Source organism: Microbispora sp. CSR-4 (genome assembly GCF_008033685.1).
In the GTDB taxonomy this organism is placed as follows: domain Bacteria; phylum Actinomycetota; class Actinomycetes; order Streptosporangiales; family Streptosporangiaceae; genus Microbispora.
Map to the genome: position 1 here is coordinate 65,334 of NZ_VJVX01000016.1, position 22,412 is coordinate 87,745.

General features: G+C 73.3%; 22 protein-coding genes and 1 pseudogene. 13 read left to right on the forward strand and 10 right to left on the reverse strand.

What is annotated here, in order from left to right; all coding sequences use genetic code 11:
- Positions 1 to 55 precede the first annotated feature (55 nt).
- The 3 genes from FLV34_RS14630 to FLV34_RS14640 all read left to right on the forward strand — a co-directional run bounded on the left by FLV34_RS14630 (position 56) and on the right by FLV34_RS14640 (position 4,483).
- Positions 56 to 1,069 (forward strand): zinc-binding dehydrogenase, encoded by a 1,014-nt coding sequence (locus FLV34_RS14630; protein WP_222709509.1) that lies wholly within the window; start codon positions 56 to 58, stop codon positions 1,067 to 1,069.
- A 39-nt stretch (positions 1,070 to 1,108) separates the two neighbouring features.
- On the forward strand, positions 1,109 to 3,952 hold the full coding sequence (locus FLV34_RS14635) for an FAD-binding and (Fe-S)-binding domain-containing protein (protein WP_147943344.1): 2,844 nt from the start codon (positions 1,109 to 1,111) through the stop codon (positions 3,950 to 3,952).
- Positions 3,953 to 4,057: 105 nt separating this feature from the next.
- Positions 4,058 to 4,483, forward strand: a complete 426-nt coding sequence (locus tag FLV34_RS14640; RefSeq protein ID WP_205830057.1) for a DoxX family membrane protein — start codon at positions 4,058 to 4,060, stop codon at positions 4,481 to 4,483.
- Between the two features lie 23 nt (positions 4,484 to 4,506).
- Here FLV34_RS14640 and FLV34_RS14645 read toward each other — a convergent pair whose 3' ends face one another.
- Together FLV34_RS14645 and FLV34_RS14650 are read right to left on the reverse strand one after the other, a co-directional pair.
- A complete protein-coding gene (locus tag FLV34_RS14645) occupies positions 4,507 to 4,701 on the reverse strand; it encodes a hypothetical protein (protein ID WP_142646905.1) in 195 nt (64 codons plus the stop codon).
- A gap of 111 nt (positions 4,702 to 4,812) precedes the next feature.
- Positions 4,813 to 5,355, reverse strand: coding sequence for a MarR family winged helix-turn-helix transcriptional regulator (locus FLV34_RS14650; RefSeq protein ID WP_222709510.1), 543 nt, complete (start codon positions 5,353 to 5,355; stop codon positions 4,813 to 4,815).
- 85 nt (positions 5,356 to 5,440) lie between these two features.
- Here FLV34_RS14650 and FLV34_RS14655 point away from each other — a divergent pair, with 85 nt between their 5' ends.
- The 4 genes from FLV34_RS14655 (at position 5,441) to FLV34_RS14670 (ending at position 9,938) form a co-directional block, all read left to right on the forward strand.
- Positions 5,441 to 6,622 (forward strand): flavin-dependent oxidoreductase, encoded by a 1,182-nt coding sequence (locus tag FLV34_RS14655; RefSeq protein WP_147943345.1) that lies wholly within the window; start codon positions 5,441 to 5,443, stop codon positions 6,620 to 6,622.
- Entirely contained in the window at positions 6,619 to 7,068 is a 450-nt protein-coding gene (locus FLV34_RS14660; RefSeq protein ID WP_142646903.1) for a DUF3237 domain-containing protein, read from the forward strand. The genes FLV34_RS14655 and FLV34_RS14660 overlap by 4 nt, the downstream gene beginning before the upstream one ends.
- 24 nt (positions 7,069 to 7,092) lie before the next feature.
- On the forward strand, positions 7,093 to 8,685 hold the full coding sequence (locus FLV34_RS14665; RefSeq protein ID WP_142646902.1) for a CocE/NonD family hydrolase: 1,593 nt from the start codon (positions 7,093 to 7,095) through the stop codon (positions 8,683 to 8,685).
- A 311-nt stretch (positions 8,686 to 8,996) separates the two neighbouring features.
- Positions 8,997 to 9,938: an HNH endonuclease gene (locus FLV34_RS14670; RefSeq protein ID WP_142646901.1), complete on the forward strand. Its 942-nt coding sequence runs from the start codon at positions 8,997 to 8,999 to the stop codon at positions 9,936 to 9,938.
- A 51-nt stretch (positions 9,939 to 9,989) separates the two neighbouring features.
- On the opposite strand, the gene FLV34_RS14675 is transcribed toward FLV34_RS14670, so the two are convergent.
- The 3 genes from FLV34_RS14675 to FLV34_RS14685 all read right to left on the reverse strand — a co-directional run bounded on the left by FLV34_RS14675 (position 9,990) and on the right by FLV34_RS14685 (position 11,215).
- Positions 9,990 to 10,238: a hypothetical protein gene (locus FLV34_RS14675; RefSeq protein WP_147943346.1), complete on the reverse strand. Its 249-nt coding sequence runs from the start codon at positions 10,236 to 10,238 to the stop codon at positions 9,990 to 9,992.
- On the reverse strand, positions 10,235 to 10,549 hold the full coding sequence (locus tag FLV34_RS14680; RefSeq protein WP_142646899.1) for a hypothetical protein: 315 nt from the start codon (positions 10,547 to 10,549) through the stop codon (positions 10,235 to 10,237). The genes FLV34_RS14675 and FLV34_RS14680 overlap by 4 nt, the downstream gene beginning before the upstream one ends.
- A gap of 129 nt (positions 10,550 to 10,678) precedes the next feature.
- Positions 10,679 to 11,215: an RNA 2'-phosphotransferase gene (locus FLV34_RS14685; RefSeq protein ID WP_147943347.1), complete on the reverse strand. Its 537-nt coding sequence runs from the start codon at positions 11,213 to 11,215 to the stop codon at positions 10,679 to 10,681.
- Between the two features lie 102 nt (positions 11,216 to 11,317).
- On the opposite strand from FLV34_RS14685, the pseudogene FLV34_RS43380 reads away from it, so the two are divergent.
- The 3 genes and pseudogenes from FLV34_RS43380 to FLV34_RS14695 all read left to right on the forward strand — a co-directional run.
- A pseudogene (locus FLV34_RS43380) lies at positions 11,318 to 11,422 on the forward strand (restriction endonuclease); the annotation flags it as partial.
- Positions 11,423 to 11,441: 19 nt separating this feature from the next.
- Positions 11,442 to 12,176 carry a helix-turn-helix domain-containing protein gene (locus FLV34_RS14690; RefSeq protein ID WP_147943348.1) on the forward strand — a complete coding sequence of 245 codons (735 nt, stop codon included), beginning with the start codon at positions 11,442 to 11,444 and terminating at the stop codon, positions 12,174 to 12,176.
- A 132-nt stretch (positions 12,177 to 12,308) separates the two neighbouring features.
- Entirely contained in the window at positions 12,309 to 12,686 is a 378-nt protein-coding gene (locus FLV34_RS14695) for a helix-turn-helix domain-containing protein (RefSeq protein WP_147943349.1), read from the forward strand.
- Positions 12,687 to 12,689: 3 nt separating this feature from the next.
- Here FLV34_RS14695 and FLV34_RS14700 read toward each other — a convergent pair whose 3' ends face one another.
- From FLV34_RS14700 to FLV34_RS14710, 3 genes are all read right to left on the reverse strand, one after another.
- Positions 12,690 to 13,286: a ClpP family protease gene (locus tag FLV34_RS14700; RefSeq protein ID WP_142646895.1), complete on the reverse strand. Its 597-nt coding sequence runs from the start codon at positions 13,284 to 13,286 to the stop codon at positions 12,690 to 12,692.
- Positions 13,283 to 13,891: a ClpP family protease gene (locus tag FLV34_RS14705; RefSeq protein WP_142646894.1), complete on the reverse strand. Its 609-nt coding sequence runs from the start codon at positions 13,889 to 13,891 to the stop codon at positions 13,283 to 13,285. The genes FLV34_RS14700 and FLV34_RS14705 overlap by 4 nt, the downstream gene beginning before the upstream one ends.
- A 317-nt stretch (positions 13,892 to 14,208) precedes the next feature.
- Complete coding sequence (locus FLV34_RS14710) at positions 14,209 to 14,550, reverse strand: hypothetical protein (RefSeq protein ID WP_142646893.1); 342 nt, start codon at positions 14,548 to 14,550, stop codon at positions 14,209 to 14,211.
- 225 nt (positions 14,551 to 14,775) lie between these two features.
- Between FLV34_RS14710 and FLV34_RS14715 the strand changes: the two genes are divergently transcribed.
- Together FLV34_RS14715 and FLV34_RS14720 are read left to right on the forward strand one after the other, a co-directional pair.
- Positions 14,776 to 15,765, forward strand: a complete 990-nt coding sequence (locus tag FLV34_RS14715; RefSeq protein WP_261985780.1) for an alpha/beta hydrolase — start codon at positions 14,776 to 14,778, stop codon at positions 15,763 to 15,765.
- An 18-nt stretch (positions 15,766 to 15,783) separates the two neighbouring features.
- Positions 15,784 to 16,788 (forward strand): helix-turn-helix domain-containing protein, encoded by a 1,005-nt coding sequence (locus tag FLV34_RS14720; protein ID WP_142646892.1) that lies wholly within the window; start codon positions 15,784 to 15,786, stop codon positions 16,786 to 16,788.
- 109 nt (positions 16,789 to 16,897) lie between these two features.
- Here FLV34_RS14720 and FLV34_RS14725 read toward each other — a convergent pair whose 3' ends face one another.
- On the reverse strand, positions 16,898 to 17,749 hold the full coding sequence (locus FLV34_RS14725) for a siderophore-interacting protein (RefSeq protein WP_142646891.1): 852 nt from the start codon (positions 17,747 to 17,749) through the stop codon (positions 16,898 to 16,900).
- Between the two features lie 54 nt (positions 17,750 to 17,803).
- Positions 17,804 to 20,881 (reverse strand): CHAT domain-containing protein, encoded by a 3,078-nt coding sequence (locus FLV34_RS14730; RefSeq protein WP_147943350.1) that lies wholly within the window; start codon positions 20,879 to 20,881, stop codon positions 17,804 to 17,806.
- Between the two features lie 274 nt (positions 20,882 to 21,155).
- On the opposite strand from FLV34_RS14730, the gene FLV34_RS14735 reads away from it, so the two are divergent.
- Complete coding sequence (locus FLV34_RS14735; RefSeq protein WP_142646889.1) at positions 21,156 to 22,412, forward strand: S8/S53 family peptidase; 1,257 nt, start codon at positions 21,156 to 21,158, stop codon at positions 22,410 to 22,412.

The window sequence follows — 22,412 nt, forward strand, 5'->3', positions numbered from 1 at the left end:
CGACCTTGCCTCACCCCGGCATCGGCGCCGTCGCGCCCGTCCCCGGCGTCCGGTAGTGCGGGCACTGGTCATCACCGGCCCCGGCAGGGCCGAGGTCGTGGACGTCGAACCACCGGTCGCCGCGCCCGGGCAGGTGGTCGTCGACGTCGAGCGGGTCGGCGTCTGCGGCACCGACGTGGAGCTGTTCACCGGCGAGATGAGCTATCTGCACTCCGGCCACGCCTGGTATCCGCTGCGTCCGGGCCACGAGTGGTGCGGCGTCGTCACGGCACTCGGGGACGGCGTCGACCCCGGCTGGCTGGGCCGCCGGGTCACGGGCGACACCATGCTGGGCTGCGGGCGCTGCCGCTTCTGCGGTGACGGGCTGCAGCACGTCTGTCCCGACCGGGCGGAGATCGGCATCCGCCGGGGCTTCCCGGGGGCGCTGGCCGAGCGGCTCGCCGTACCGGCGGGGGCGCTGCACGCGCTGCCCGAGACGATCGACGCGACGCTGGGCGCGCTGGTCGAACCCGGCGGCAGCGCCCTGCGCGCCGTACGTGGGGCCGCCGTGCACCCCGGCGACCGGCTGCTGGTGCTGGGCACGGGCACGATCGGCCTGCTGGTCGCGCTGCTCGCGCGGGCCAGGGGCGCCGACGTGCACCTGATGGGCCGCGACGAGCCCACGCTCCGGCCGGCCCGCGACCTCGGCTTCGCGGGCGCGTGGACCCGCGCGTCACTGCCGTCACTACGGTGGGACGCCGTGGTCGACGCGTCCAACGCGGCGGACCTGCCGGCGCTCGCGCTCGACCTGGTCAGGCCCGCGGGCCGGGTAGTCTATGTCGGTCTCGCGGGGTCTCCCAGCCGCATCGACACCCGCGACCTCGCGCTCAGGGACGTCACCGCCGTCGGCGTGCTCAGCGGATCGGCCGGTCTGGCCGGGACCATCGAGGCGTACGCGGACGGGTCGGTCGACGCCCGCCCGCTCGTGGCCGCCACCGTCGGCCTGGACGACGCCGCCGGTGTGCTGGCGGGGCGCCGCCCGGCCGGCGCGGGCCCGGGCCCGAAGATCCACATCGACCCTCGGCGATAGAGGGGGCGCAGCGCCGCCCCGGACGGAAGCGTTCACATCATGAGCCTCATCCACGTGGATCCCCCCCACCGCATCGCCCCGGCGGACCCCGCCGTGCTGGCGGCGGTGGAGGCCGCCGTGCCGGCGATCACCCGGTCCCGGGTGAGCGACCGGCTGGGCATGGCCCACGACGCCTCGCACTACCTGCTGACGCCGCAGGCGGTCGTGGTGCCGGAAAGCGCCGCGCAGGTGGCGGCGCTGATGCGGGCCGGGTTGCCGCTGACCTTCCGCTCCGGCGGCACCAGCCTGTCCGGGCAGGGCATCACGAGTCATCTGCTCGTCGACACCCGCCGCCACTTCAGGGGTGTCGAGGTGCTCGACGGCGGTGAGCGGGTGCGGGTGCAGCCCGGCGCCGTGCTGCGGCAGGTCAACGCCCGTCTGGCCGCGTACGGCCGCAGGCTGGGCCCCGACCCGGCCAGCGAGTCGGCGTGCACGATCGGCGGGGTCGTCGCCAACAACTCCAGCGGCATGACCTGCGGCACCCACGCCAACACCTATCGGACGCTGGAGTCGATGACGCTGGTGCTGCCCAGCGGCACCGTGATCGACACCGGCGCGCCCGACGCCGACGCGCGCCTGCACGCCCTCGAACCCGACCTGGCCCAGGGGCTGGAACGGCTGCGCGACCGGATCCGCGGCAATCCGGACTCCGTACGCCGGGTCAAGGCGCAGTTCTCCATCAAGAACACCATGGGCTACGGCCTGAACAGCTTCCTCGATCACGACAGCCCGGCGCAGATCCTCGCCCACCTGGTCATCGGCAGTGAGGGCACGCTGGCGTTCGTCGCGGAGGCCGTGCTGCGGACGGTGCCGCTGCACCGCCTCGCCACGACCGGCCTGATCGTCTTCCCGACGCTGCGGGAGGCGATGGCCGCCGTGCCGGAGATCGTCACGGCCGGGCCCGCCGCCATCGAACTGCTCGACGCCGAATCGCTGCGGGTGGCCGCGACCGACCCGGGCGCCGACGACGTCCTGCGCACGCTGGAGGTGCGCGATCACGCGGCGCTGCTGGTGGAGTGGCAGGAGTCCGACCCCGAGCTGCTCGCCCGGCGCGAGCGGGAGGCCGGGCAGGTCTTCGCCGGGATGGATCTCGCCGCTCCGGCCCGGCTCAGCGGCGACAGCGCCGGCCGCGCGGCCCTGTGGCGCATCCGCAAGAACCTGTACGCCTCGGTCGCCGGGGCCCGGCCGTCCGGCACCACCGCGCTGCTGGAGGACGTCGCCGTCCCGGTGCCCACGCTGGCCGATCTCTGCGACGAGCTGTCCGAGCTGTTCGACCGCTACCGCTACGAGCGCAGCGTGATCTTCGGACACGCCAAGGACGGCAACCTGCACTTCATGCTCAACGAGCGCTTCGGCACCGATCTGGGGCGCTACGCCGACTTCACCGAAGACCTGGTGGACGCCGTGCTGTCGCGTGGCGGCACGCTCAAGGCCGAGCACGGCACCGGCCGGGTCATGGCCCCCTTCGTACGCCGCCAGTACGGCGAGGAGCTGTTCGAGGTGATGCGGGAGGTCAAACGGCTGTGCGACCCCGGCGGCACGCTCAACCCCGGCGTCGTGCTCACCGACGACCCCGAGGCGCACCTGCGTGACCTAAAGCCCGTCGCCACCGTCGAGCCCGAGGTCGACCGGTGCGTGGAGTGCGGCTACTGCGAACCGGTCTGCCCCAGCCGCGACCTGACCACCACACCGCGCCAGCGCATCGTGCTGCGCCGCGAGCTGGCCGCGGCCGAAGCGGCCGGCGACCACGCCCTCGCCCGGCAGCTTGAGGAGGAGTACGGCTACGACGCCATCGACACCTGCGCCGTGGACGGCATGTGCGCCACCGCCTGCCCCGTCCTGATCAACACCGGCGACCTCACCAAACGCCTGCGCGCCGAGCGGCACGGCCGCACCGCGCGGGCGGGCTGGAAGTCCGCAGCGAAGCACTGGGACGCGGTGACCCGGGCCATGGACCTCGCGATGGACATCGCCGCCGCGTCCCCGGCCCGGCTCGCCGAGGGCGCCGGCCGGGCCGCCCGCGCCGTCGTGAGCCCGGACGCCGTTCCCCAGTGGAGCCGCGCCCTGCCGCGCGGCGGCACGCCCCGGCGCGCGGCGCCGCATCGCGAGGCCGACGCCGTCTACGTGCCGTCGTGCCTGAACACCATGTTCGCCCCCGCCGACGGCGGGCCCGGCGTCATGGCCGCGCTGCTGCGGCTGGCCGAGCGGGCCGGCCTGCGGCTGCACGTGCCGGAGGGCGTCGGCAGCCTGTGCTGCGGCACCCCGTGGTCCTCGAAGGGCTTCGGCGACGGCTATGAGGTCATGCGCCGCCGGGTGCGCGATGCGCTCCTGACCGCGACCGACGGCGGCAGGCTTCCGGTCGTCAGCGACGCCGCCTCGTGCACGGAGGGGTTCGAACGGCTGACCGCCGCGGGGTCCGGACCGGCCACCGGCGCGGCCTCGCCCGCCGTCCGGGTGCTCGACGCGGTGACCTTCGTGGCCGACCACGTGCTGCCGCGGCTGCCGCAGCCGCCGGAGGACCGCCGGCTGGCCTCGCTGGCCCTCCACCCGACCTGCTCGTCCACCCGGCTCGGTCTCGACGCGGCCATCGCCAAGATCGCCGGCGTGGTCGCGAAGCGGGTCGTCGTCCCGGACGGCTGGCAGTGCTGCGCCTTCGCCGGCGACCGTGGGCTGCTGCATCCCGAGCTGACCGCCTCCGCCACCCGCGCCGAGGCCGCCTCGGTGGCCGAGGGCGGCTTCGCCGCGCACGCGTCGGTCAACCGTACGTGCGAGATCGGCATGACCCGCGCCACCGGGAAGACGTATCACCACCTGCTCGAACTGCTCGACACGATCACCGCTTGAGGGCGCTGAGGCCGTCTCCTGCCGAGGGCCCCGGACACCGGGGTCGCCCGCCGGGCGAGTATCGTCGCGGCCGGACATAACACACCAGATCGGACGGGAGTGTCGATGAAGTTCATGAAGGCCCGGGAGGTGCCGGGGCGGGTGGCCACGGGTGCGTACATCCTGCACTCCGGCCTGGAGAAGTGGAAGGGCGGCGACGAACAGGCCGCCGGGCTCCACGGCACGGCCGCCAACGCCTTTCCGTTCCTGAAGAACATCCCGCCGCGCCGGTTCCTCAAACTGCTGTCCGCGGCCGAGATCGCGACGGGCGTGGCTCTCCTGACGCCGTTCGTGCCCGCCGCGCTCGCCGGAGCCGCGCTCACCGGATTCTCCGGCAGCCTGGTCGCGCTCTACCTGCGTACGCCCGCGCTGCACAAGCCCGGCAGCATCTGGCCGACCCCGGCGGGCATCGGCATCAGCAAGGACGTGTGGATGCTGGGCGTCGGGCTCGGGCTGCTCGCCGACGCCGCGACCCGGCGGCGCGACGGCTGACCCGCCGCCCTCGGGGAAGCGCGTCAGAGCGCTCGCAGCGCGCGCCGCAGACGACTCACCAGCGTGAGGGGCTCGTCCTCCTCCGGCGCGGCGTCGTCGTCCGGCAGGTCGTACCAGTGCGTGTCGCCCGGGAACGGGTCCGGCTCCGCACCGGGCTCGTCCCCGGCGGCGGCGTCGTCCGGTGCCTCGAACGGCGGGAACTGCTCGGAAACGGCCACTGGTACGGTCCTCACGATGAAGCGGGCACGTCCCGGGGGACGCCTGCGAGAACTGTACGCGTAGCTTCTGGACAACTGCCCCGGTTCGTCCCCTCCGATGTTCGTCCCTGGCTACAGAAGATCCGCCGGGCGGGTATGGAGGATGCGGGCCAGCAGGGCGGTCATCTGCTCGCGCTCCGCGGGGCCGAGGCAGGCGAACCACTCCCGCTCCCTGCGGGTCTGCTCGGCGAATGCCTCACGCACGGCCGCCTCGCCCGCCTCGGTCAGCGCGACGACCACCGCGCGGCCGTCGTCGGGCACCGGTCGCCGTTCGACCAGGCCGCCGCGTTCGAGGGTGTTGACGGCGTTGGTCACCGCGGACCTCGACATGGCGGAGATCTCGGCGAGCCGTACGGGCTGGGTGGGGCCGAGCAGCCAGAGCTTGAACATCAGCCGGAAACCGGGCAGCGTCAGACCGCGCGGCCGGTGGATAAGGGTCTCCAGGTCGGTGACCAGCACGTAGGCGAGCTGGAGCAGGTGATAGGCCAGCGCGAACGCCTCCGCGTCGGCCGGAGGCGTCATCTCCGCCAGGCGCTCGCGCGCGTAGGCGGCGTACCGCAGGTCGGGTGGCGTGGCCGCGCCGGAATCCGGCCGGATGCCGGGCTCGCTGTCCATCGGTCAAGTCTTGCGCAGCCGCAGGAGTGCCGTGAATATTGTTTCGGCCATAACGACTTCTCCTCATTTCTCCCCGGAGGCCCTCGTGCGCATCGTCATCGCCGGAGCAGGCATCGGCGGGCTGACCGCCGCGCTCAGCCTGCACGCGGCCGGGTTCGAAGACGTGACCGTGCACGAGGCCGCCCCCGAGATCCGGCCGCTGGGCGTCGGGATCAACCTCCTCCCCCACGCCGTACGGGAGCTGACCGAGCTGGGGCTGGCCGACCGGCTGGCGGAGATCGGCGTGGCCACGGCCGAACTGGCCTACTTCAACCGCTACGGCACGCCGATCTGGTCCGAGCCCCGGGGACTGGCCGCGGGCTACGCCTGGCCGCAATACTCCGTCCATCGCGGGACGCTCCAGATGCTCCTGCTGGAGGCGGTCGTCGAGCGGCTCGGCCCGGACTCCGTGCGGAGTGGCAGCAGGATCACCGGTCCCGGCGACGAGGACCTGCTGATCGGCGCGGACGGAATCCACTCGGCCGTGCGCGCCCATCTCTACCCCGATGAGGGTCCGCCGCCGTGGAACGGCCTGGTCCTGTGGCGGGGCGTCACCTACGGCGAGCCGTTCCTCACCGGCCGGTCCATGATCATGGCCGGTGACGGCACGCAGAAGTTCGTCGCCTACCCCATCGAGACCGGCGAACGCACACTGATCAACTGGATCGCGGAGCGGCCGCTGGACGGCGAGGCCCCCGACCGGGGGAACTGGAACCGCCCGGCCGACCTGACCGAGATCGGCAGGCACTTCGCCGACTGGCGCTTCGACTGGCTCGACGTGCCCGGGATCATCGCCGGGGCCGAGACCGCGTACGAGTACCCGATGGTCGACCGCGACCCCCTGCCCCGCTGGACCTTCGACGGCATCACGCTCCTCGGCGACGCGGCGCACGCCATGTATCCGATCGGCTCCAACGGCGCCTCCCAGGCGATCATCGACGCCCGCGTGCTGGCGTACGCCCTCGCCCAGGGCGACCTGGCGGCGTACGAGGAGCTGCGCCGGCCGGCCACCACGGCGCTTCAGCTGTCCAACCGCGAGATGGGCCCGGAGGTCGTCATGAAGCTCGCCCACGAGCGGGCGCCCGAAGGGTTCGACGACATCGAGCAGGTCATCCCCCACGAGGAGCGGGCGGAGATCGCCGCCTCCTACAAGCGGACCGCCGGATTCGACCCCGCCTCGCTCAGCGAACGCCCCTCGTGGAGCGTAGATCGGAGTGCCACCTCGTGAACCTCGAACCGCTCGCCACCTTCCACGTGGATCTCGATCCCGTGCTCGACCTCGGCGACTCGCACTGGGGCCACCGCCGTGTGGTCAACATCGTGGGCGGCACGTTCGACGGTCCCCGCCTGTCGGGAACCGTGCTGCCCGGCGGGGCCGACTGGCAGGTCGTCCACGCCGACGGCATGATCAGCATCGACACGCGCTACACGCTGCGCACCCACGACGGCGCGCACATCTACATCACCACCAGCGGAGTCAGGCACGGCTCCCCCGAGGTGCTCGACCGCCTCGGGCGCGGCGAAGACGTGGACCCGTCGGAGTACTACTTCCGGCTGTTCTGCCGCTTCGAGACGGGCGACGATCGATATCTGTGGCTCAACCGCACCCTCGCCGTGGCCTCGGCCGCCCGCGTGGCCACCGCCGTACGCTACGACGCCTACGCCCTGACCTGACCTGACCTCGTCCTGAGGAGCCCCATGCCGAAGCTCGACCGCTCCCCGTTTCCGGTCACCGTCGAGCACGACGTCCCGATGCCGATGCGGGACGGCACCGTCCTGCGCGGCTCCGTCCACCGGCCGGCCCACGGCGGCCCGTTCCCGGCGCTGCTCATGCGCACGCCGTACGGCGAGGACTCGCTGCGGACGGCGCCGGTGACGCCCGCGCTGCGGGCCGGGTTCGCGGTGGTGCTGCAGCACTGCCGGGGGCGCGGGAGCAGCGACGGCGAGTTCCGGCCGTGGGCGGACGAGGGCGCCGACGGCCACGACACGATCACCTGGATCACCGCGCAGCCCTGGTCGAACGGCGAGGTCGTCATGAGCGGCATGTCCTACCTCGCCGGGTGTGCCCTCCAGGCGGCGGCGACCCGCCCGCCGGGGCTGAAGGCCGTGGTCGCCTCCATGACGCCACACGACTTCCACGACGGCCTCAAGTATCACGGCGGGGCCTTCGCCCTGGGCTCGGCACTCAACTGGGGTGCGCTGCAGGCGATGCTCAGCCTGCTGCACGCCGCCGAGGCGGGCGAGGACGCCGGCCCGGGTCTGGCCGTGGTCCTTCCCGTGCTGCACGACCAGGACGCCGCGGCACGCACCCTGCCGGTCGGCGACATCCCCGGCATCCCCTGGTGGCGCGACTGGACCTCGCACGTGGAACGCGACGCCTACTGGGAGGACCTGGCCGATACCCTGCGCCACGACCGCATCGAGGTGCCGGTCATGCACGTGGCGGGCTGGTTCGACCTGTTCCTCGGCGGGACGCTGGAAAACCACCGCCGTCTCGGTGGTCCTCTGGTCATCGGCCCCTGGTCCCACCTCGCGCCGGGCGCCGCGGGCACCGGGCGGCTGTTCTTCGGGGCCGCCGCCTCGGGGCAGGCGATCGGGCTGGAGCAGCGGGAGCTCGCGTTCCTGAAGGGCGAGGACACCGGCCCCGCCGTGAAGATCTTCGTGATGGGCGACGACGTCTGGCGGGACGAGGAGACCTGGCCGCTGGAGCGCGCCGTCGAGACCCCCTACTACCTGCACACCGGCGGGCTCCTCTCCCCCGAGCCTCCCTCGGCGTACGAGCCGGCGACCTTCACCTTCGACCCGCGCGACCCGGTCCCGACCGTCGGCGGCCCGACCCTGCTGGCCGATCCCACCAACGTCGGCCCGCAGGACCAGCGCGACGTGGAGCGGCGGCCCGACGTGCTCTGCTACTCGACCGAGGTGCTCGCCTCCGACGTCGAGGTGACGGGCCCGGTGTCGGTGACCCTGCACGCGGAGACCTCCGCCGCCTCGACCGACTGGACGGCCAAGCTCGTGGACGTCCATCCCGACGGCCGGGCGATGAGCGTGATCGACGGCATCGTCCGCGTCGCCGAGCCGTCCGGGACGTTCGTCATCGATCTGGTGGCCACCAGCCAGGTCTTCAAGGCCGGTCACCGGATCCGGGTGGAGATCTCCAGCTCCAACTTCCCCCGTTTCGACCGCAACCCCGGCACCGGCCGGAGCGCGGCGACCGAGGCGGACATGGTCGTCCAGCACCAGAAGGTCTTCCCCGACTCGTACATCACGCTGCCGATCGTCCCCCGCTGACCCCACTTCCCTGGGCCGGCCTCCCTGCCGTCGATCCGGTGGCGATCCCTTCGAGGAGATCCACGCCTCCGCCCCATCCGGCCGCCCGGAAGCCGTGGCAACCCGGATCAGCCTTCGGCCTTCGCCTTCACGGCCTGCGCCGTTCTCCCGGCCAGCCCGGCACTCTACAAGCATCATTCCGGCACGAGCGAGAACTTACGATCACCATCTGGCCTCCTCCTATGCCCACCACCTCATCGAGCCCGGCTTCTGCTCGCGGCTGATTCCGCTACGTTGCGACGCCCTGGCACAGTTGATCACGAACGTGCACAATGACCTCCGTGAAGGTGTACGTCGGGGTGACCGACGACAGGTGGTACCGCTTTCTGGCGGGACGTCCCGACCTGAGCGAGGTCAATTTCTGGCGGCCCTCCAGCGGACGGGAGTTCCGCGCGATCGACCACGGCGAGCCGTTCTTCTTCAAAACGCACCATCCGCACAACCGCGTGGTCGGCGGTGGGTTCTTCAGCGGCTTCGCGCCTCTCCGAGTGTCCGAGGCCTGGGAGTTCTTCGGGCAGGGAAACGGCGCCGTGAGCCTGGGAGAACTGCGTCAGCAGGTGGGCAAATACCGCAGCCGACCGATGATGCTCGGCGAGGACCCGGTCATCGGCTGCGTCATCATCCGCGACGTCTTCTTCTATCCCGAGGATCGTGTCGCCGGACCACCGCCCGGCTTCGCTTCGAACATCGTGCAGGGCAAGAGCTACGACCTTGCCGTTCACCCTGCCGCTGGTTACTTCTACGATTTGCTGAACCGGGCCGGGATCGGCGGGGACGTCGACCTGTCCGAGCCGTGGCATCGCGACGGGCCCGTCTTCGGCGACCCCAGGATGGCTCCACGAAGGCTCGGTCAGCAGGCGTTCCAGGCCGTCGTCCTCCATGCATACGAACGGCGTTGCGCGATCACCGGTGACCGGATCAGGCCGGTCCTGCAGGCCGCACACATCCGTCCGGTCACGAAGGGCGGCGAGCACCGGTTGGACAACGGGCTCCTGCTCCGCTCGGACGTGCACACGCTCTTCGACCGCGGTTATCTGGCGGTCGACCCCGAGCATCGGTTACTGGTCAGCCCGCGCCTGCGCGAGGAGTTCGGCAACGGCGAGGAGTTCTACCGGCGGGCCGGGCAGGAAATCGCGGTCCCCGACCGGCCCCGCGACCGGCCGAACCGGGAATCCATCGAGTGGCATCTCGACGAAGTCTTCCTCCGTACGTAGGCCCGCCCGACACCCGGCTCGGCGGGGTCACGACAACCCAGCCGGGCCGGGTCAGGAGATGTCGCCGAGCAGCTCGTCGGAGGAGTCAACCGTGGCAGCTGCCCGGAGCCGGGAATTCAGACGATCGAAATCGTGGCATTTCCGGATCCGCTCGGAAAAGTCGTCGAACACCTCGATACCCCGGGCCGACAGGACCGTCAGGATCGCCTCCGCCTTACCTTCAGCTATGCCTTCGGCCTTGCCCTTGGCGATGTTCTCGCGGGCCCAGTCGCTGAGGTATTCGTAAGTCTCGCTCTTCAAGTGCTCCTCCAAGTGATCCCAGACCTCTCGAGGCAGCGCCGCACGAACCATGTCAGCGTACATACCCCCAGGTCCCGGTCGAGATTGTGCAGCGCGGCGAACAGGGCGTTGAGGATCTCGGGGCCCTCCGGCGTGGCGGCGTGGTGGATCGCCGAGAGCACCGCGAGCTCGATGTCCTCGGCCGCCTGACCGGGATCGGTGATGACCGGCACCTCGTTGGTGCCCGCGACCAGCGGCTTGAGGACCAGACCGGGGTGGCCGAGTTCGATCGGGCGGGCGCACCAGCGGGCGACCGACGCCTCGGGGCACACCGCCAGCAGGATGACCGGGCATTCGAGGCGGCTGCTACCGCAGCAGCAGAGGATCGTTGGCCGCCCGGGCGGGCGAGAAGGGCTCGGACGCTGAATATGACGGCATGCCCGCCTTCATCGGTTGCTCGTTCACCAGCGGATGAAGTCCGGCGGGACGTGGTCCACCAGCCAGACGCCGTTGGCACTCACCCGGAAGTGATGCCCCGCCGCGTACATAGCGCCCGCGTCGACCACGAGCACGACCGGCTTCCCCCTGCGTGCGCCGACCCGGGTGGCGGTCTCCCGGTCCGGCGACAGGTGGACGTGATGGCGGGCCATCGGCCGCAGCCCCTCCGCGCGGATCGGCTCGACGTTCCGGGCGACCGTGCCGTGGTAGAGGACCGGAGGCGGCTCGGCCACCGGCAGGTCGAGGTCGACGGGCACCGAGTGCCCCTGGCTGGCGCGGATGCGATCACCCCCGATCACGTATCGCCGTTTGTCGTTGCCGGCGACCACCTGCTCCAGCTCGGCACGCGAGATCGGGAACCCGTTCGAGGCCGCCGCCGTCAGCAGCACGTCGATGTCCACCCAGCCGTGCGCGTCGAGTTCGATGCCGATGCGCTCGGGCTGGTGGCGCAGGTGCTTGGCGAGGTACTTCGAGACCCGCACCAGCCGCTGTTCGTCCACACCTTCCTCCAGTCCCCGGCGTCTAGATCACCCTATGGTGTCGGTCATGGACTGGGTCGAGCGTTTCGCGAACCTCCGCCGCTGCACGCTGCTGGGCGAACGGGCAGGCCTGCACGGGTTCCCCACGCCGGTCTCGACTCTGTCGACACGAGCCACATCGAGTGGCACGGCCGCCAGGTCTTCCGGACCCCGGCACGGCAGGGATAGCCGATAGGCTTCAGGCCCTATGGACAGCTCGATCCTGGAGAAGGTCCGCGAACTGCGCGGACAGGGCAACTCCCCCAAGCAGATCGCCCGGGCCCTGGGCATGGCGCCTGCGGCGGTCGCGCCGTACATCAGGGCGGTGGCCGAGCAGACGGGCGGGCAGGCCGCCGAACCCGAAGTCGCGGGGTGCTGGATCAACGCGGGCTGGAGCGAGGGGCTGACCATCCCGGACACGACCGGCTGGGCGGACGACGCCCCGGACGGCCAGGAGACGGCGGGCACGGTGAGCGTCATCGTGGCGCGCAAGCACGGCTGGGACAAGCTGTCGGCCTGCGCCTACCTCGTCGACGTCTACTGCCTCGGCGTCAAGCACGCCCTGGGCCCCGACGTGATGAACGAAGTGGAGCTGCACCGCTTCCTCACCAGGTATTTCCGGATCTACCCGCGGGGCCGGCGGGAGGCGCCGCTCGATTTGGTGCGGCACCTCGTCTTCGGCGCGGTCGACTACGCCCGCGATCTCGGCTTCGAGCCGACGGCGGACTTCGCCGCGACGGCCGGCCACCTCGGCACCTGGGACGAGAAGTCGGCCATCACGTTCGGCAAGGACGGCAAGCCCCTCTATCTCGCGGGCCCGGACGACGACGTCAGGCACGTGGTGAAGACGCTGGAGCGGCGGGTCGGCCCGCCGCCCAACTTCGACTTCTTCGCCCCGATGCCCGAGTCGCAGATCTCCCTGGGCGGTCACCGGCTCGCCTGACGCCGGAGGACACGAGGAGCCGCCCGCGCTCCCGGGCCGCCGGTCGCCCTGGCGGCCCGGGGAGGTGGCACTCGCTCATCTGTGCGCGAACAGGCGGTCCGCCGTACGTCCCGGCGTGCCAGACTGCGAGGCATGGCAGCATCGGGCCGACCAGTGGTCATCGACATCCGGACGCGCCGGGCCGCCGAGGAGCGCGGCAAAGCGACTCCCGACGGCTCTGACCCGTTGCTGCGCACGGTGTACGGGGAGATCCTCCGCGACGAGCGGCTGGACCAGGACCGCACACTCGACGACGTGGCGCGTGCGGTGGGCATGTCGAAGCAGTATCTGTCGGAGGTCGAGCGCGGCCGCAAGGAGCCGTCGTCGGAGATGCTGCACTCGGTGTGCGACGCGCTCGGGTTGCCGATCGAGCACCTGCTCACCCGTGCCGTCCGGCGGATCACGGCGTCGCGGCGGATCGCGACCGGCAGGCCGTCCGGCACGCCACGGGTGGAGCTGTTGGCGGCGTGAGCGCTACGACGGCTCGCGAGCGCTGATCACCTCGTCGGCCAGGCCGTACTCGACGGCCTCTCGGGCGGTGAAGATGCGGTCGCGGTCGGTGTCCTCGCGCAGCCGCGCGACCTCCACCCCGGTGTGGCGGCTGAGGATCTCCTCGGTCTGCGCGCGCACGCGCAGCACCTCGGCCGCCTGCAGGGTCAGGTCGGAGATGGTGCCCTGCCCCTGCGTGGACGGCTGGTGGAGCAGCACGCGGGAGTGGCCGAGCATGAAACGCCGCCCGGGGGCGCCGGCGGCGAACAGCACCGCGGCGGCGGAGGCCGCCTGGCCCATGCAGTACGTCGCGACCTTCGCGCGGATGAACTGCATGGTGTCGTAGATCGCGAGCATCGCGGTCGACGAGCCGCCCGGGGAGTTGATGTACAGGTTGATCTCCTGGTCCGGGCTCTCCGCCTCCAGGTGCAGCAACTGTGCCATCACGACGTTGGCGACGCCGTCGTCGATCTCCGTGCCGAGGAAGATGATCCGCTCGTTGAGCAGCCGGCTGAAGATGTCGAACGACCGCTCCCCCACCGGGGTCTTCTCGACCACGTACGGAATCGTGTACTGGCTCATGACGTGAACCCCATCCGGTTGGAAACGGCGTACGGCGCGATGGCCTGGAAGGAGTCGACGATCGAGTCGATGATCCCGTAGTCGCGGGCCTGCTCGGGGGTGAACCAGCGGTCCCGGTCGCTGTCGGCGGCGATCTCCTCGATCGTGCGGCCCGTCTCCGCGGCGAGGATCTCCTCGGACTGCCGTTTCATGTACTTGAGGTTCTCTGCCTGGATGGAGATGTCGATCGCCGTGCCGCCGATGCCGGCCGACGGCTGGTGCATCATGATCCGGCTGTGCGCGAGGCTGATCCGCTTGCCGTGCGTGCCGGACGCCAGCAGCACCTGGCCCATGCTCGCCGCCATCCCCAGCGCGACGGTGACGACGTCGTTCGGCACCAGCTTCATCGTGTCGTAGATCGCCAGCCCGGCCAGCACCGACCCTCCCGGCGAATTGATGTAGAGGATGATGTCGCTTTCGGGGTCCGCCGAGGCGAGCAGCACCATCTCGGCGCACGCCCGCTCGGCCATCTCGTCGTCGACCTCTCCGGTCAGCAGCAGGGTCCGTTGCTGGAACAGCCTTTCGTTCAGCCGATCCCGGTAACTCGTGCTCGGTGAAACACTCATGGCGCAGTTGTATCCGCCGCGACCCCGCTACCTGTCGATATGTCTGCTGAGGGCAGACCGGATGGTGCGCGAGCGGGCGGCGGGCTGGTGACCTGAACGCCTTCGGCGCATCCCGGCGTACGGCGGGCGGGCGGCCTGACGACCAGGCCGCCGACCGCGGCCACCGCCGATCACCCCCGCGCCCGGCCGCGTACGGGAGGAGGCGGGCACGTGCGCCCCGCCTCTGTCCCGATGGATCCCCCCCACCGGGCTCCCGGTCATGGCCCGGGAAACCCCGGCGGCCGGTCAGCGGGCCTGGCCCGGCGCTCCGGGCCGGGTCATCGGCCGGACGCGGTCGCCTTGGGCGAGGCGCCGGCGGACGGCGACGCGGGCGCCTCGGGGGACGCGGACCCCGATGGCGTGGCCGAACTCGTGGCCTCCGGCTTGGCCGGTCCTATGACCGAAGAGGACGGTTGCGGCGAGGCGTTCGCGACCGGCGTCACCGTGTCCGGCGTTCCGGAGGAGACGAAGACCAGCACTCCCGTCGCGACGGCCACCACCGCCACCACTCCGGCGGCCGCATACATGATCTTGCGCCTGAGCCGCCTGCGCTGCTCGCGCCGCCTGGCTTCCTCGCGCCGCATCGCGGCGCGCATGCGCTTCACCTTTCGCTGTGACATGGGCACTCCCGAGACCGCTCCCCGAGACGTCGTCGCGGGTCACCATAGCCGCGGGCGCGTAACGCGGATCTAAAACCCGCTCGCGCCGTTCGGCCCCCTGTCGCGGCACCCGCCGTACGGCGGGTAGTCTCCGCCGCGTGGCGCTGGATCGTCGCACCCGTGTTTTCCACGATGGTGAGCACGGACCAGTTGGTCGCAGGCAACCTCCACGACACGGGAGCCCCATTGAGCAACACCCTGCCCTCGGCCGCCACCCCACCGCCCTTCGACCCGGAGCTGGCCGCGGCCCTCGCCGTGCTGGGCGAGTCCATACCGTCGTCGCTGACCCCGGACATGATCCCGCTCATGCGGGCGGCGATGGCGGACGGCCCCAGCCTCCCCGACGAGGCGCTCACCCGTGACGGCGCCTTCGAGGTGGAGGAGCGGGCGGTGCCGGGCCCGCCCGGCGCCCCCGACGTTTCGCTGCTCGTCTGCCGTCCGGCGGGCGCCACCATCCCGCTCGCCGCGATCTACCACACGCACGGCGGCGGGATGATCATCGGCGACAACCGCGTGGGCGTCGACGGCGTGCTCGACTGGGCTCAGGAGCTCCAGCTCGTCGTCGTGTCGGTGGAATACCGGCTGGCGCCGGAGCACCCCCATCCCGCGCCGATCGAGGACTGCTACGCGGGCCTGGCGTGGACCGCCGCCCACGCCGCCGAGCTGGGCATCGACCCGGAGCGGATCATCGTCGCCGGGGCGAGCGCCGGTGGCGGGCTGGCCGCGGCGCTGGCGCTCATGGCCCGTGATCGCGGCGGTCCCGCCCTGGCGGGCCAGATGCTCATGTGCCCCATGCTCGACGACCGCAACGACACCCCGTCGTCGCACCAGATGGCCGGGCTCGGCGTCTGGGACCGCACCGCGAACGAGACCGGCTGGACCGCCCTGCTCGGCGCGGCCCGTGGCGGCCCCGGCGTCTCGCCGTACGCGGCCCCGGCCCGCGCCACCGACCTGTCCGGGCTGCCGCCCGCCTTCATCGACGTCGGCTCGGCCGAGACCTTCCGCGACGAGGACGTCGCGTACGCCGGCGCCATCTGGCGGGCGGGCGGCAGCGCCGAGCTGCACGTGTGGCCGGGCGGGTTCCACGGCTTCGACATGATGGCGCCGCAGGCGGCCGTCTCGCAGGACGCCCGGGCCGCCCGCCTGCGCTGGCTGCGCCGCGTGCTCGGCAGCTGAGCTGTCCGGGGGCACGGGATGCGCGACCTCGTCGGACGGCTGTCGGCGCTCGACCCGGACGCCGGGGCGGCGGTGCAGGTCATCGCCTACTTCGACCGGCTGGTGGAGACACGGGCGGGGCTGGAGGCGATCGTCCGCGGCGCCGCCGTCCTGGCGGGCTGCCCGGCCTGCCTGACCGACTCCGAGCGCGGCGTCCACGTGCGTGTGCTCCCCGACGGAGCCCGCACGGACGCCGGTCCGCCGCCGGATCCCGCCTGGCCCCGCATCGCCGTGCCCGGCGGGGCGGCCGTCCTGTGGCTGGAGCGCCCGGCGCCGCCGGGGCCGGTCGGGGCGATGGTGCTCGAACGGGCCGCGGCGGCGGCGCGGGGCGTGCTCGACCGGACCCGGGGCCGTGCCCCGGCCCACCAGGACAGGGACGACCCGGCCCTCGTCGAGGTGCTGCTCGACCCCGCCGCTCCCCCGGCCGCGCGATCGCTCGCCGCCCGCGCGCTGGGCCTGCCCGGTGACGTCCCCGTACGAGCGGTCGCCCTGGAGGGCGGCGTGGCCCGCGTCGGGCCGGCCCATCACCCGCTGCCCGAGGGGGTCAGGGCGGGTGTCGGCCCGGCGGTGACCCTGCCCGACCTGCCGCGCTCGTGGGCGCTCGCCCGTACGGCGCTGCGGCTGGCGGCCGAGGGGACCCCGCAGGATCCTGGGCCGCGAGTGGTCCACTCCGACGACCTGGGCGGGCTGGCGGTCCTCGCGGCGGCCGTCCCGCCCGGCGCCGCGCCCCACCCCGACGTCCGCGCGCTCGAACGCGCCGGGTCCGAGGCGCCGTGGATGCTCGCGACCCTGTACGCCGCCGCCTACGCACCCAGCCTGCGCGCCGCCGCGGCGGAGCTGACGGTGCATCACTCGACGCTGCAGGACCGGCTCGCGCACGCCGAGCCGCTCCTCGGGTGGACGGTGCGCGATCCCCAGGGGCGGCTGCGTCTTCAGCTCGCCTTCGCGCTGCGCCGTCTGCACCGCGACGCGGGCTCGCCATGAGAGGCCGATCTTCCGGTGCGACCGGGCGTGGCCGGGAGCGGCGTCGCGGCCGGCGTCGGTGCTCCGTCACCCTTCCGGGCTTCGCGGCGGCCGGGCGGCGTGGCCGTCGTCAGCCGCCGAGGGCGGCGGACTCCTCTTCCTCGATGCTGCGGTTCCACTCCCGCTTGGAGGACTGCCAGCCGTCCTCGTCACGGCCCCGCCGCCAGTAGCCGGAGATCGACAACCGCTCCAGCGGCAGGCCGCGCTCCACGCGCAGATATCGGCGCAGTTCCTTGACGAAGTTCGCCTCGCCGTGGACGAAGGCGTGCACGACGCCCTCGGGGAACTCCAGCTCCCGCACCGCCCGCACCAGCGCCTCGCCCACCTGCGCGCCGTGGCGGTGCAGCCACACGATCTCCGCGTCGCCCTCCGTGTGCAGCTTCTGCTCCTCTTCCGGGCCCTCGACCTCCACGAACACCCGGGCCGGCGCCCCCGCCGGGAGGCGCTCCAGTGCGGCGCCGATCGCCGGGAGCGCGCTCTCGTCCCCGGCCAGCAGGTGCCAGTCGGCCTGCGCGCTCGGCGCGTACGCCCCGCCGGGGCCCAGGAAGCGGATCTCGTCGCCCGGCCGGGCCCGCAATGCCCAGGGCCCGGCCAGTCCCTCGTCCCCGTGGTAGACGAAGTCGATGGTCAGCTCCCGCGCCTGCGGGTCCCAGGCCCGCACCGTGTACGTCCGGGTCTTCGGCCACTGGTCGCGCGGCAGCTCGGCGCGGATCACCGCCATGTCGAACGGCTCCGGGTAGGCCACTCCCGGCAGCGGGAACAGCAGTTTCACGTAGTGGTCGGCGAACTCGCCCGCCTCGAAACCGGCGAGCCCCTCACCGCCGAGCACCACCCGGATCATGTGCGGGGTCAGCCGCTCGGTGCGCTCCACCACGCCGGTGGTCGCCCGGGGTGCGCGCCGCGCCGGTTCGGTCGTCGCCATGGACGTTCCCTTCGTCAGATTATTAGGTAAGCCTAACCTCATCTCGTGACATCGTCACCGTGCCGGGCCCGCGACGCCGGCGGCGACCTCGTCAGGGCCCTGACCACGGCCGCGGACCGGTACGGCCCCGGCGCCGATGCACACGAAACCGGCCGCCGCCGCGGCGGTCCGCGGGTCGCCGCCCCGTACGGCCTGCTGGGCCTCGGCGAGGGCGGCGGCGGGCGGGCGCCCGGCGGCCAGCCGTTCGTGGAAGGCCACCATGACGGGCATCGTCGCCGCGTCGGGGATCGGCAGCACCGAGGCGACGAGCTGCGACGCGCCACGGGCGAGGAACGCCACGGCGAGGCCCATCAGTTCGTCGCCGGTGCGCACCACGGAACGGCCGCTGTCGCAGGCGGCGAGCACGAGCGTGTGCGGCACCCGCGGCAGCCGTTCCACGTCGTAGGCCATCAGCGGCCCGTCCGCGAGGGCGATGCCGGAGAACAGCGGGTTGTCCGCCGACAGGTGGCCGTGCGCCGCGAGATGCGCGAGCCCGGCCCGCGCCAGGGCGGCCGAGACCGCCTCGACCGACGCCGCGGCTCCGGCGAGCACGGTGCCGCCGTGGATCGCGCCGACCGCCGCCGCCTCGGGCCCCGCGGCCGGCAGCCGCGGGCCCGCCACCGCGACCACTCCTCCCCCGGCCACGGCGCCATCACCATGGCCGTCGCCGTCCGCTCCGGTCGCCGCCGCGAGGCGGGTCCGCGCGAGGTGCCACAGCGTCGCGGACGGCGCTACGGTCACGGGCCGTCCCGCGCACGACGGCAGGAGGGACCACGGCAGGCTGTGCAGCGGTCCGGTGGGCACCACGACGAGCGGGCGGTCGCCGATCTCGGTCAGCGGCCCGAGCAGCAGGGCGTCGAGCCGGGCGGCCGCGGCGTCCGACAGCGCGGCGGACGCGGCCAGCGCCTCGGGCCGGGCGTCCGGGCGCGCGTCGCGCCGCACCGCGAATGTCAGCCGCTCGATCAGGTCGGCCGCCCCGGCCGTCGTCCCGAGGCGGCGGACGCTCACGCGGCCGTCGACCACGGTGAGCACGTGCAGGTCGGCGCCCCGGCGGACGTACTCGACCAGCGCCCACGCGCCGAGCGAGGCGGCGAGGTCCCGGGGCGTGACCGGCGTCGCGGGCGTGTTGCCGGGAGTGCCGCCGAGCCGGCGGCTGTGGTCGCGGATGCGCCGTTCCAGGTCGGCCTGCCGGGCCAGCAGCGGAGCGGGCGCCGCCGCCTGACCGGCCAGGTCCCTCGTGACCGAGCGCAGCCGGGCCAGCAGCGCGGTCAGCACCGGGTCGTCCGGCGGACGGACCGGCGCGGACGGCAGGCGGCTGGCCCGGGCGCGCTCCGACCACTCCAGGAGGCCGTCGGGGCGACCGGCCTCGAAGGCCACCTCCAGTCCCAGCGCCACCAGGTCGGCCCGGTGCGCCGCCGCGTGCACCCGCAGGTCGGTGGCCCCCATCGCCGAGGCGTGCTCGTCCAGGACCCGCAGGCCCGTCCGTACGGCGGCGAGCACGCCGCGCGCGTCCCCCTCGGCCCGTCGTTGCAGCGCCCGTGCGTACCAGCCGCGCGCCCGGACGAGCGCCGGTCCCCGGGATCGGGACGCCGCCGCGGCCCGGCTCAGGTAATCGGCGGCCACGTCCGCCGTCCGGGAGCGCCGCTCGGCGGCAGGCTCCGCTCCCGCCCGCGCGTCTCCGGAGCGCTCGGGCGCTCCGTCGTCCCTGTCCCTCCGTACGTCGTGCCGGACGCGGCGCCCGGCGGTCACCTGGGCGGCCACGATCGCGGCGTCCAGCGCCGCCGCGGGCCATCCCGCCGCGTCCAGGGTCGCGACCATGACGTCGATGACCGCCGTCGGGACGCGCGGCCGGAGACCGGCGGCACGCTGCGCGGACAGAACGGATAACCGGGCCAGTTCCGTCCATTCCCGCCGTCCTTGGGCGCGGAAGCGGCGCAACGCGGCGCGGGCGTGGCCCAGCGCGGCGGCCGGATCGCCGGACAGGATCTCGGCCTGCGCGAGCAGCACCTGCACCTCGGGCACCTTGAGCGAACGGCGCTCGCGGCGGTAGGCGTCCACCGCGCGGGCGGCGGCCGCCTTCGCCTCTGCCGTGAGTCCCACCGACAGCAGCAGCTCGGCCCGGTCCTGGTGCAGCGTGCCCAGCTGGGCGCCGTGCGCGCCGATGATGCGCTCGGCCCGGTCGAGGTGGCGCAGCGCGGCCGGCACGTCGCCCCGCAGCGTCTCCATGAGACCGAGGTTGTTGGCGATCAGGCCGATCGTCAGCGGGCGGCCGAGCGTGCGTGCCAGCGTCTCCGCCTCCAGCAGGTCGCGCTCGGCCGCGGCGAAGGCGTGCCGGTCGGAGTGGACGAGGGCCCGGTTGATCAGCATCCGCTGCACGCCGAGCAGGTCGGCGTGGTGGCGCAGCACCTGCAGCGCCACCTCGAACTCGGCGAACGACTCGTCGAGGCGGCCCATCACGTGCAGCACGATCGCGCGCTGCGCGCGGGCACGTGCGGCCGCAATGCCGGTCAGATCGGGCAGGGCGGCGTCGATCTCGCGGAGCGCGGCCTGCGGCCTGCCCCGTTGCAGGATCGCGAAGGCGAGCTTGTATCGCGCCTCGGCGGTCAGGTCGGCTCGACCGGCCCGTGCGCCCCATGCGGCGGCGCGGCTCAGGTGCCTGATGGCGTTGTCGAGCTCTCCCACGTGCAGGAGCGCGTGCCCCCAGGCGCGTTCTGCCGTGGACGCCGCCACGGCGTGACCCGCGCGGGCCGCGCGCCGGGCGGCCCTCTCGGCCGCCGGAAGGCCCGAGACGGGGTCGCGGTCGACGGCGGCCAGCGCCGCCTCCGCCTCTGCCGCCTCCGCCTCTGCCGGCACCGCGTCGGCCGACACCACGTCAGTCGGCACCACGTCAGTCGGCACCACGTCAGTCGGCATCGCGTCGGCCGGCATCGTGTCGGCCGGCACCGCGTCGGCCGGCACCGCGTCGGCCGGCACCGCGTCGGCCGGCACCGCGTCGGCCGGCACCGCGTCGGCCGGCACCGCGTCGATCGGCACTGCGTCGGCCGGCTCCAGCGAGCCCGGTGACTCCGGCGACGCGTCCACGCGCGTGCCCACGGCCTCCGTCCCCGCCTCTGCTCCAACCCGCTCCCCGGCCTGTGCCTCGGCCTGTGCCTCGGCTCTGGCCGCTGATCCGGCTGCCGATCTATCCGGTAAGCCGCCGCTGTCGCCGTCGCCGGGGCCGGCGGAGGCGCGACCTGGAGCGTTCCCGAGAACCCTTGCGCCCGGCGGCGTTTCCTGCGTTGGATGTATCACGGCCAGGCCCTCGTGGTTCCGTCTGAGGCAGTTCGCGTTCCGGAAAAGTCATGACCCCGGGAAGGACACTATCCAGATGCCAGTCGACGCGGGCACCACATCGCACCAACCGGACCAACTCATCGTCGACCTCCTGCATCTGGAGGCCGTCGAGCGCATGCTGGACGACTTCGGCATCGTCCACGCCGCCCTCGCGCCCGACGACCGGGACGAGCTCCTCGGGCTGGCCCGGCTGCGCGATCTCAGGGACGCCGACGACGATCCCGTCGAGGTCGGCGAGCTCCTCGCACTGCTGCGGGAGAAGGCGGCCGCCGACCGTGGCGGATGGGTGCCGACGATCGGCAAGAACCGGGTCGTGGACGCGGTGATCGGAGACGGCCACAAACCCATGTCGCTGCCGGACGGCGCGATCCAGGAGAGCGGCCACAAGCCCATGCACCTGGTGAGCGGCGGGTTCTCCACTCTCGGGCACAAGCCCATGTCCCCCGGCGCGCTCGGCGTGCTGGGGCACAAGCCGATGGACGGCGGGCAGCCGGAACCCGCCGGCCCCGCCGACCTGCCGCAGCCGGTCGCCGGGCACGAGGACGCCGGGCGCGGCGTGCGGGTCGGCGTGGTCGACACGCCGCTCGCGCCCGCGCGGCCGGGTACGGCGGAGCACCCGCTGCCGTACCGCTCGGGGCACTCGGCGTTCGTGCGCAGCCTCATCCAGCGGGAGGCGCCGGCCGCGGAGCTGTCCGTCGAGGGGGTCCTCGACGCCCGCACGGGACGGGCCGACTCCTGGGACACTGCCCGGGCCATGCTGCGGCTGACGGACGCCTTCCAGCCCGACATCCTCAACCTCTCCCTCGGCTGCTTCACGCTGTCCGGGGGGCCGCCGCTGGTCATCGCCCGCGCGATCGAGCGGCTCGCCCCGCGGGTGCTGGTCGTGGCCGCCGCGGGCAACCACGGCGCGCTCCCCCATCTCAGCTCCGGGCGCAGCCGGCGCTCGGCCTGCTGGCCTGCCGCCGTCCCACCCGTCGTCGCGGTCGGCGCGTACGGCACGGCGGACGGGCGCCCGGTCATGCCCGGCTGGAGCCCGGACCTCCCGTGGGTGACGTGCCTGGCGCCCGGGGTGGGGGTCGTGGGCGCGTACCTCACCGGGGAGGTCGACATCGACGGCGTCCACCAGACCTTTCAGGGCCACGCCCGGTGGAGCGGCACCTCCTTCTCGGCCGCCCTCGTCAGCGGCGCGGTCGCCGCTCGCACGATCCCGGGCTCGGTGACGCCCCGGCAGGCGCTGGACAAGCTCCTGGCCGAGGCCGGCGAGGTCCGGCCCTATCCGCTGGAGGACTGA

Excerpts from the sequence above, each read along its gene's own strand:
- FLV34_RS14665 (WP_142646902.1), top strand. The coding sequence starts at position 7,093 with ATGCCGAAGCTCGACCGCTCCCCGTTTCCGGTCACCGTCGAGCACGAC.
- FLV34_RS14635 (WP_147943344.1), top strand. The coding sequence starts at position 1,109 with ATGAGCCTCATCCACGTGGATCCCCCCCACCGCATCGCCCCGGCGGAC.
- FLV34_RS14670 (WP_142646901.1), top strand. The coding sequence starts at position 8,997 with ATGACCTCCGTGAAGGTGTACGTCGGGGTGACCGACGACAGGTGGTAC.
- FLV34_RS14725 (WP_142646891.1), bottom strand. The coding sequence starts at position 17,749 with ATGGCGACGACCGAACCGGCGCGGCGCGCACCCCGGGCGACCACCGGC.
- FLV34_RS14690 (WP_147943348.1), top strand. The coding sequence starts at position 11,442 with ATGGACAGCTCGATCCTGGAGAAGGTCCGCGAACTGCGCGGACAGGGC.
- FLV34_RS14650 (WP_222709510.1), bottom strand. The coding sequence starts at position 5,355 with ATGGACAGCGAGCCCGGCATCCGGCCGGATTCCGGCGCGGCCACGCCA.
- FLV34_RS14710 (WP_142646893.1), bottom strand. The coding sequence starts at position 14,550 with ATGTCACAGCGAAAGGTGAAGCGCATGCGCGCCGCGATGCGGCGCGAG.
- FLV34_RS14695 (WP_147943349.1), top strand. The coding sequence starts at position 12,309 with ATGGCAGCATCGGGCCGACCAGTGGTCATCGACATCCGGACGCGCCGG.
- FLV34_RS14700 (WP_142646895.1), bottom strand. The coding sequence starts at position 13,286 with ATGAGCCAGTACACGATTCCGTACGTGGTCGAGAAGACCCCGGTGGGG.
- FLV34_RS14640 (WP_205830057.1), top strand. The coding sequence starts at position 4,058 with ATGAAGTTCATGAAGGCCCGGGAGGTGCCGGGGCGGGTGGCCACGGGT.
- FLV34_RS14735 (WP_142646889.1), top strand. The coding sequence starts at position 21,156 with ATGCCAGTCGACGCGGGCACCACATCGCACCAACCGGACCAACTCATC.
- FLV34_RS14705 (WP_142646894.1), bottom strand. The coding sequence starts at position 13,891 with ATGAGTGTTTCACCGAGCACGAGTTACCGGGATCGGCTGAACGAAAGG.
- FLV34_RS14720 (WP_142646892.1), top strand. The coding sequence starts at position 15,784 with ATGCGCGACCTCGTCGGACGGCTGTCGGCGCTCGACCCGGACGCCGGG.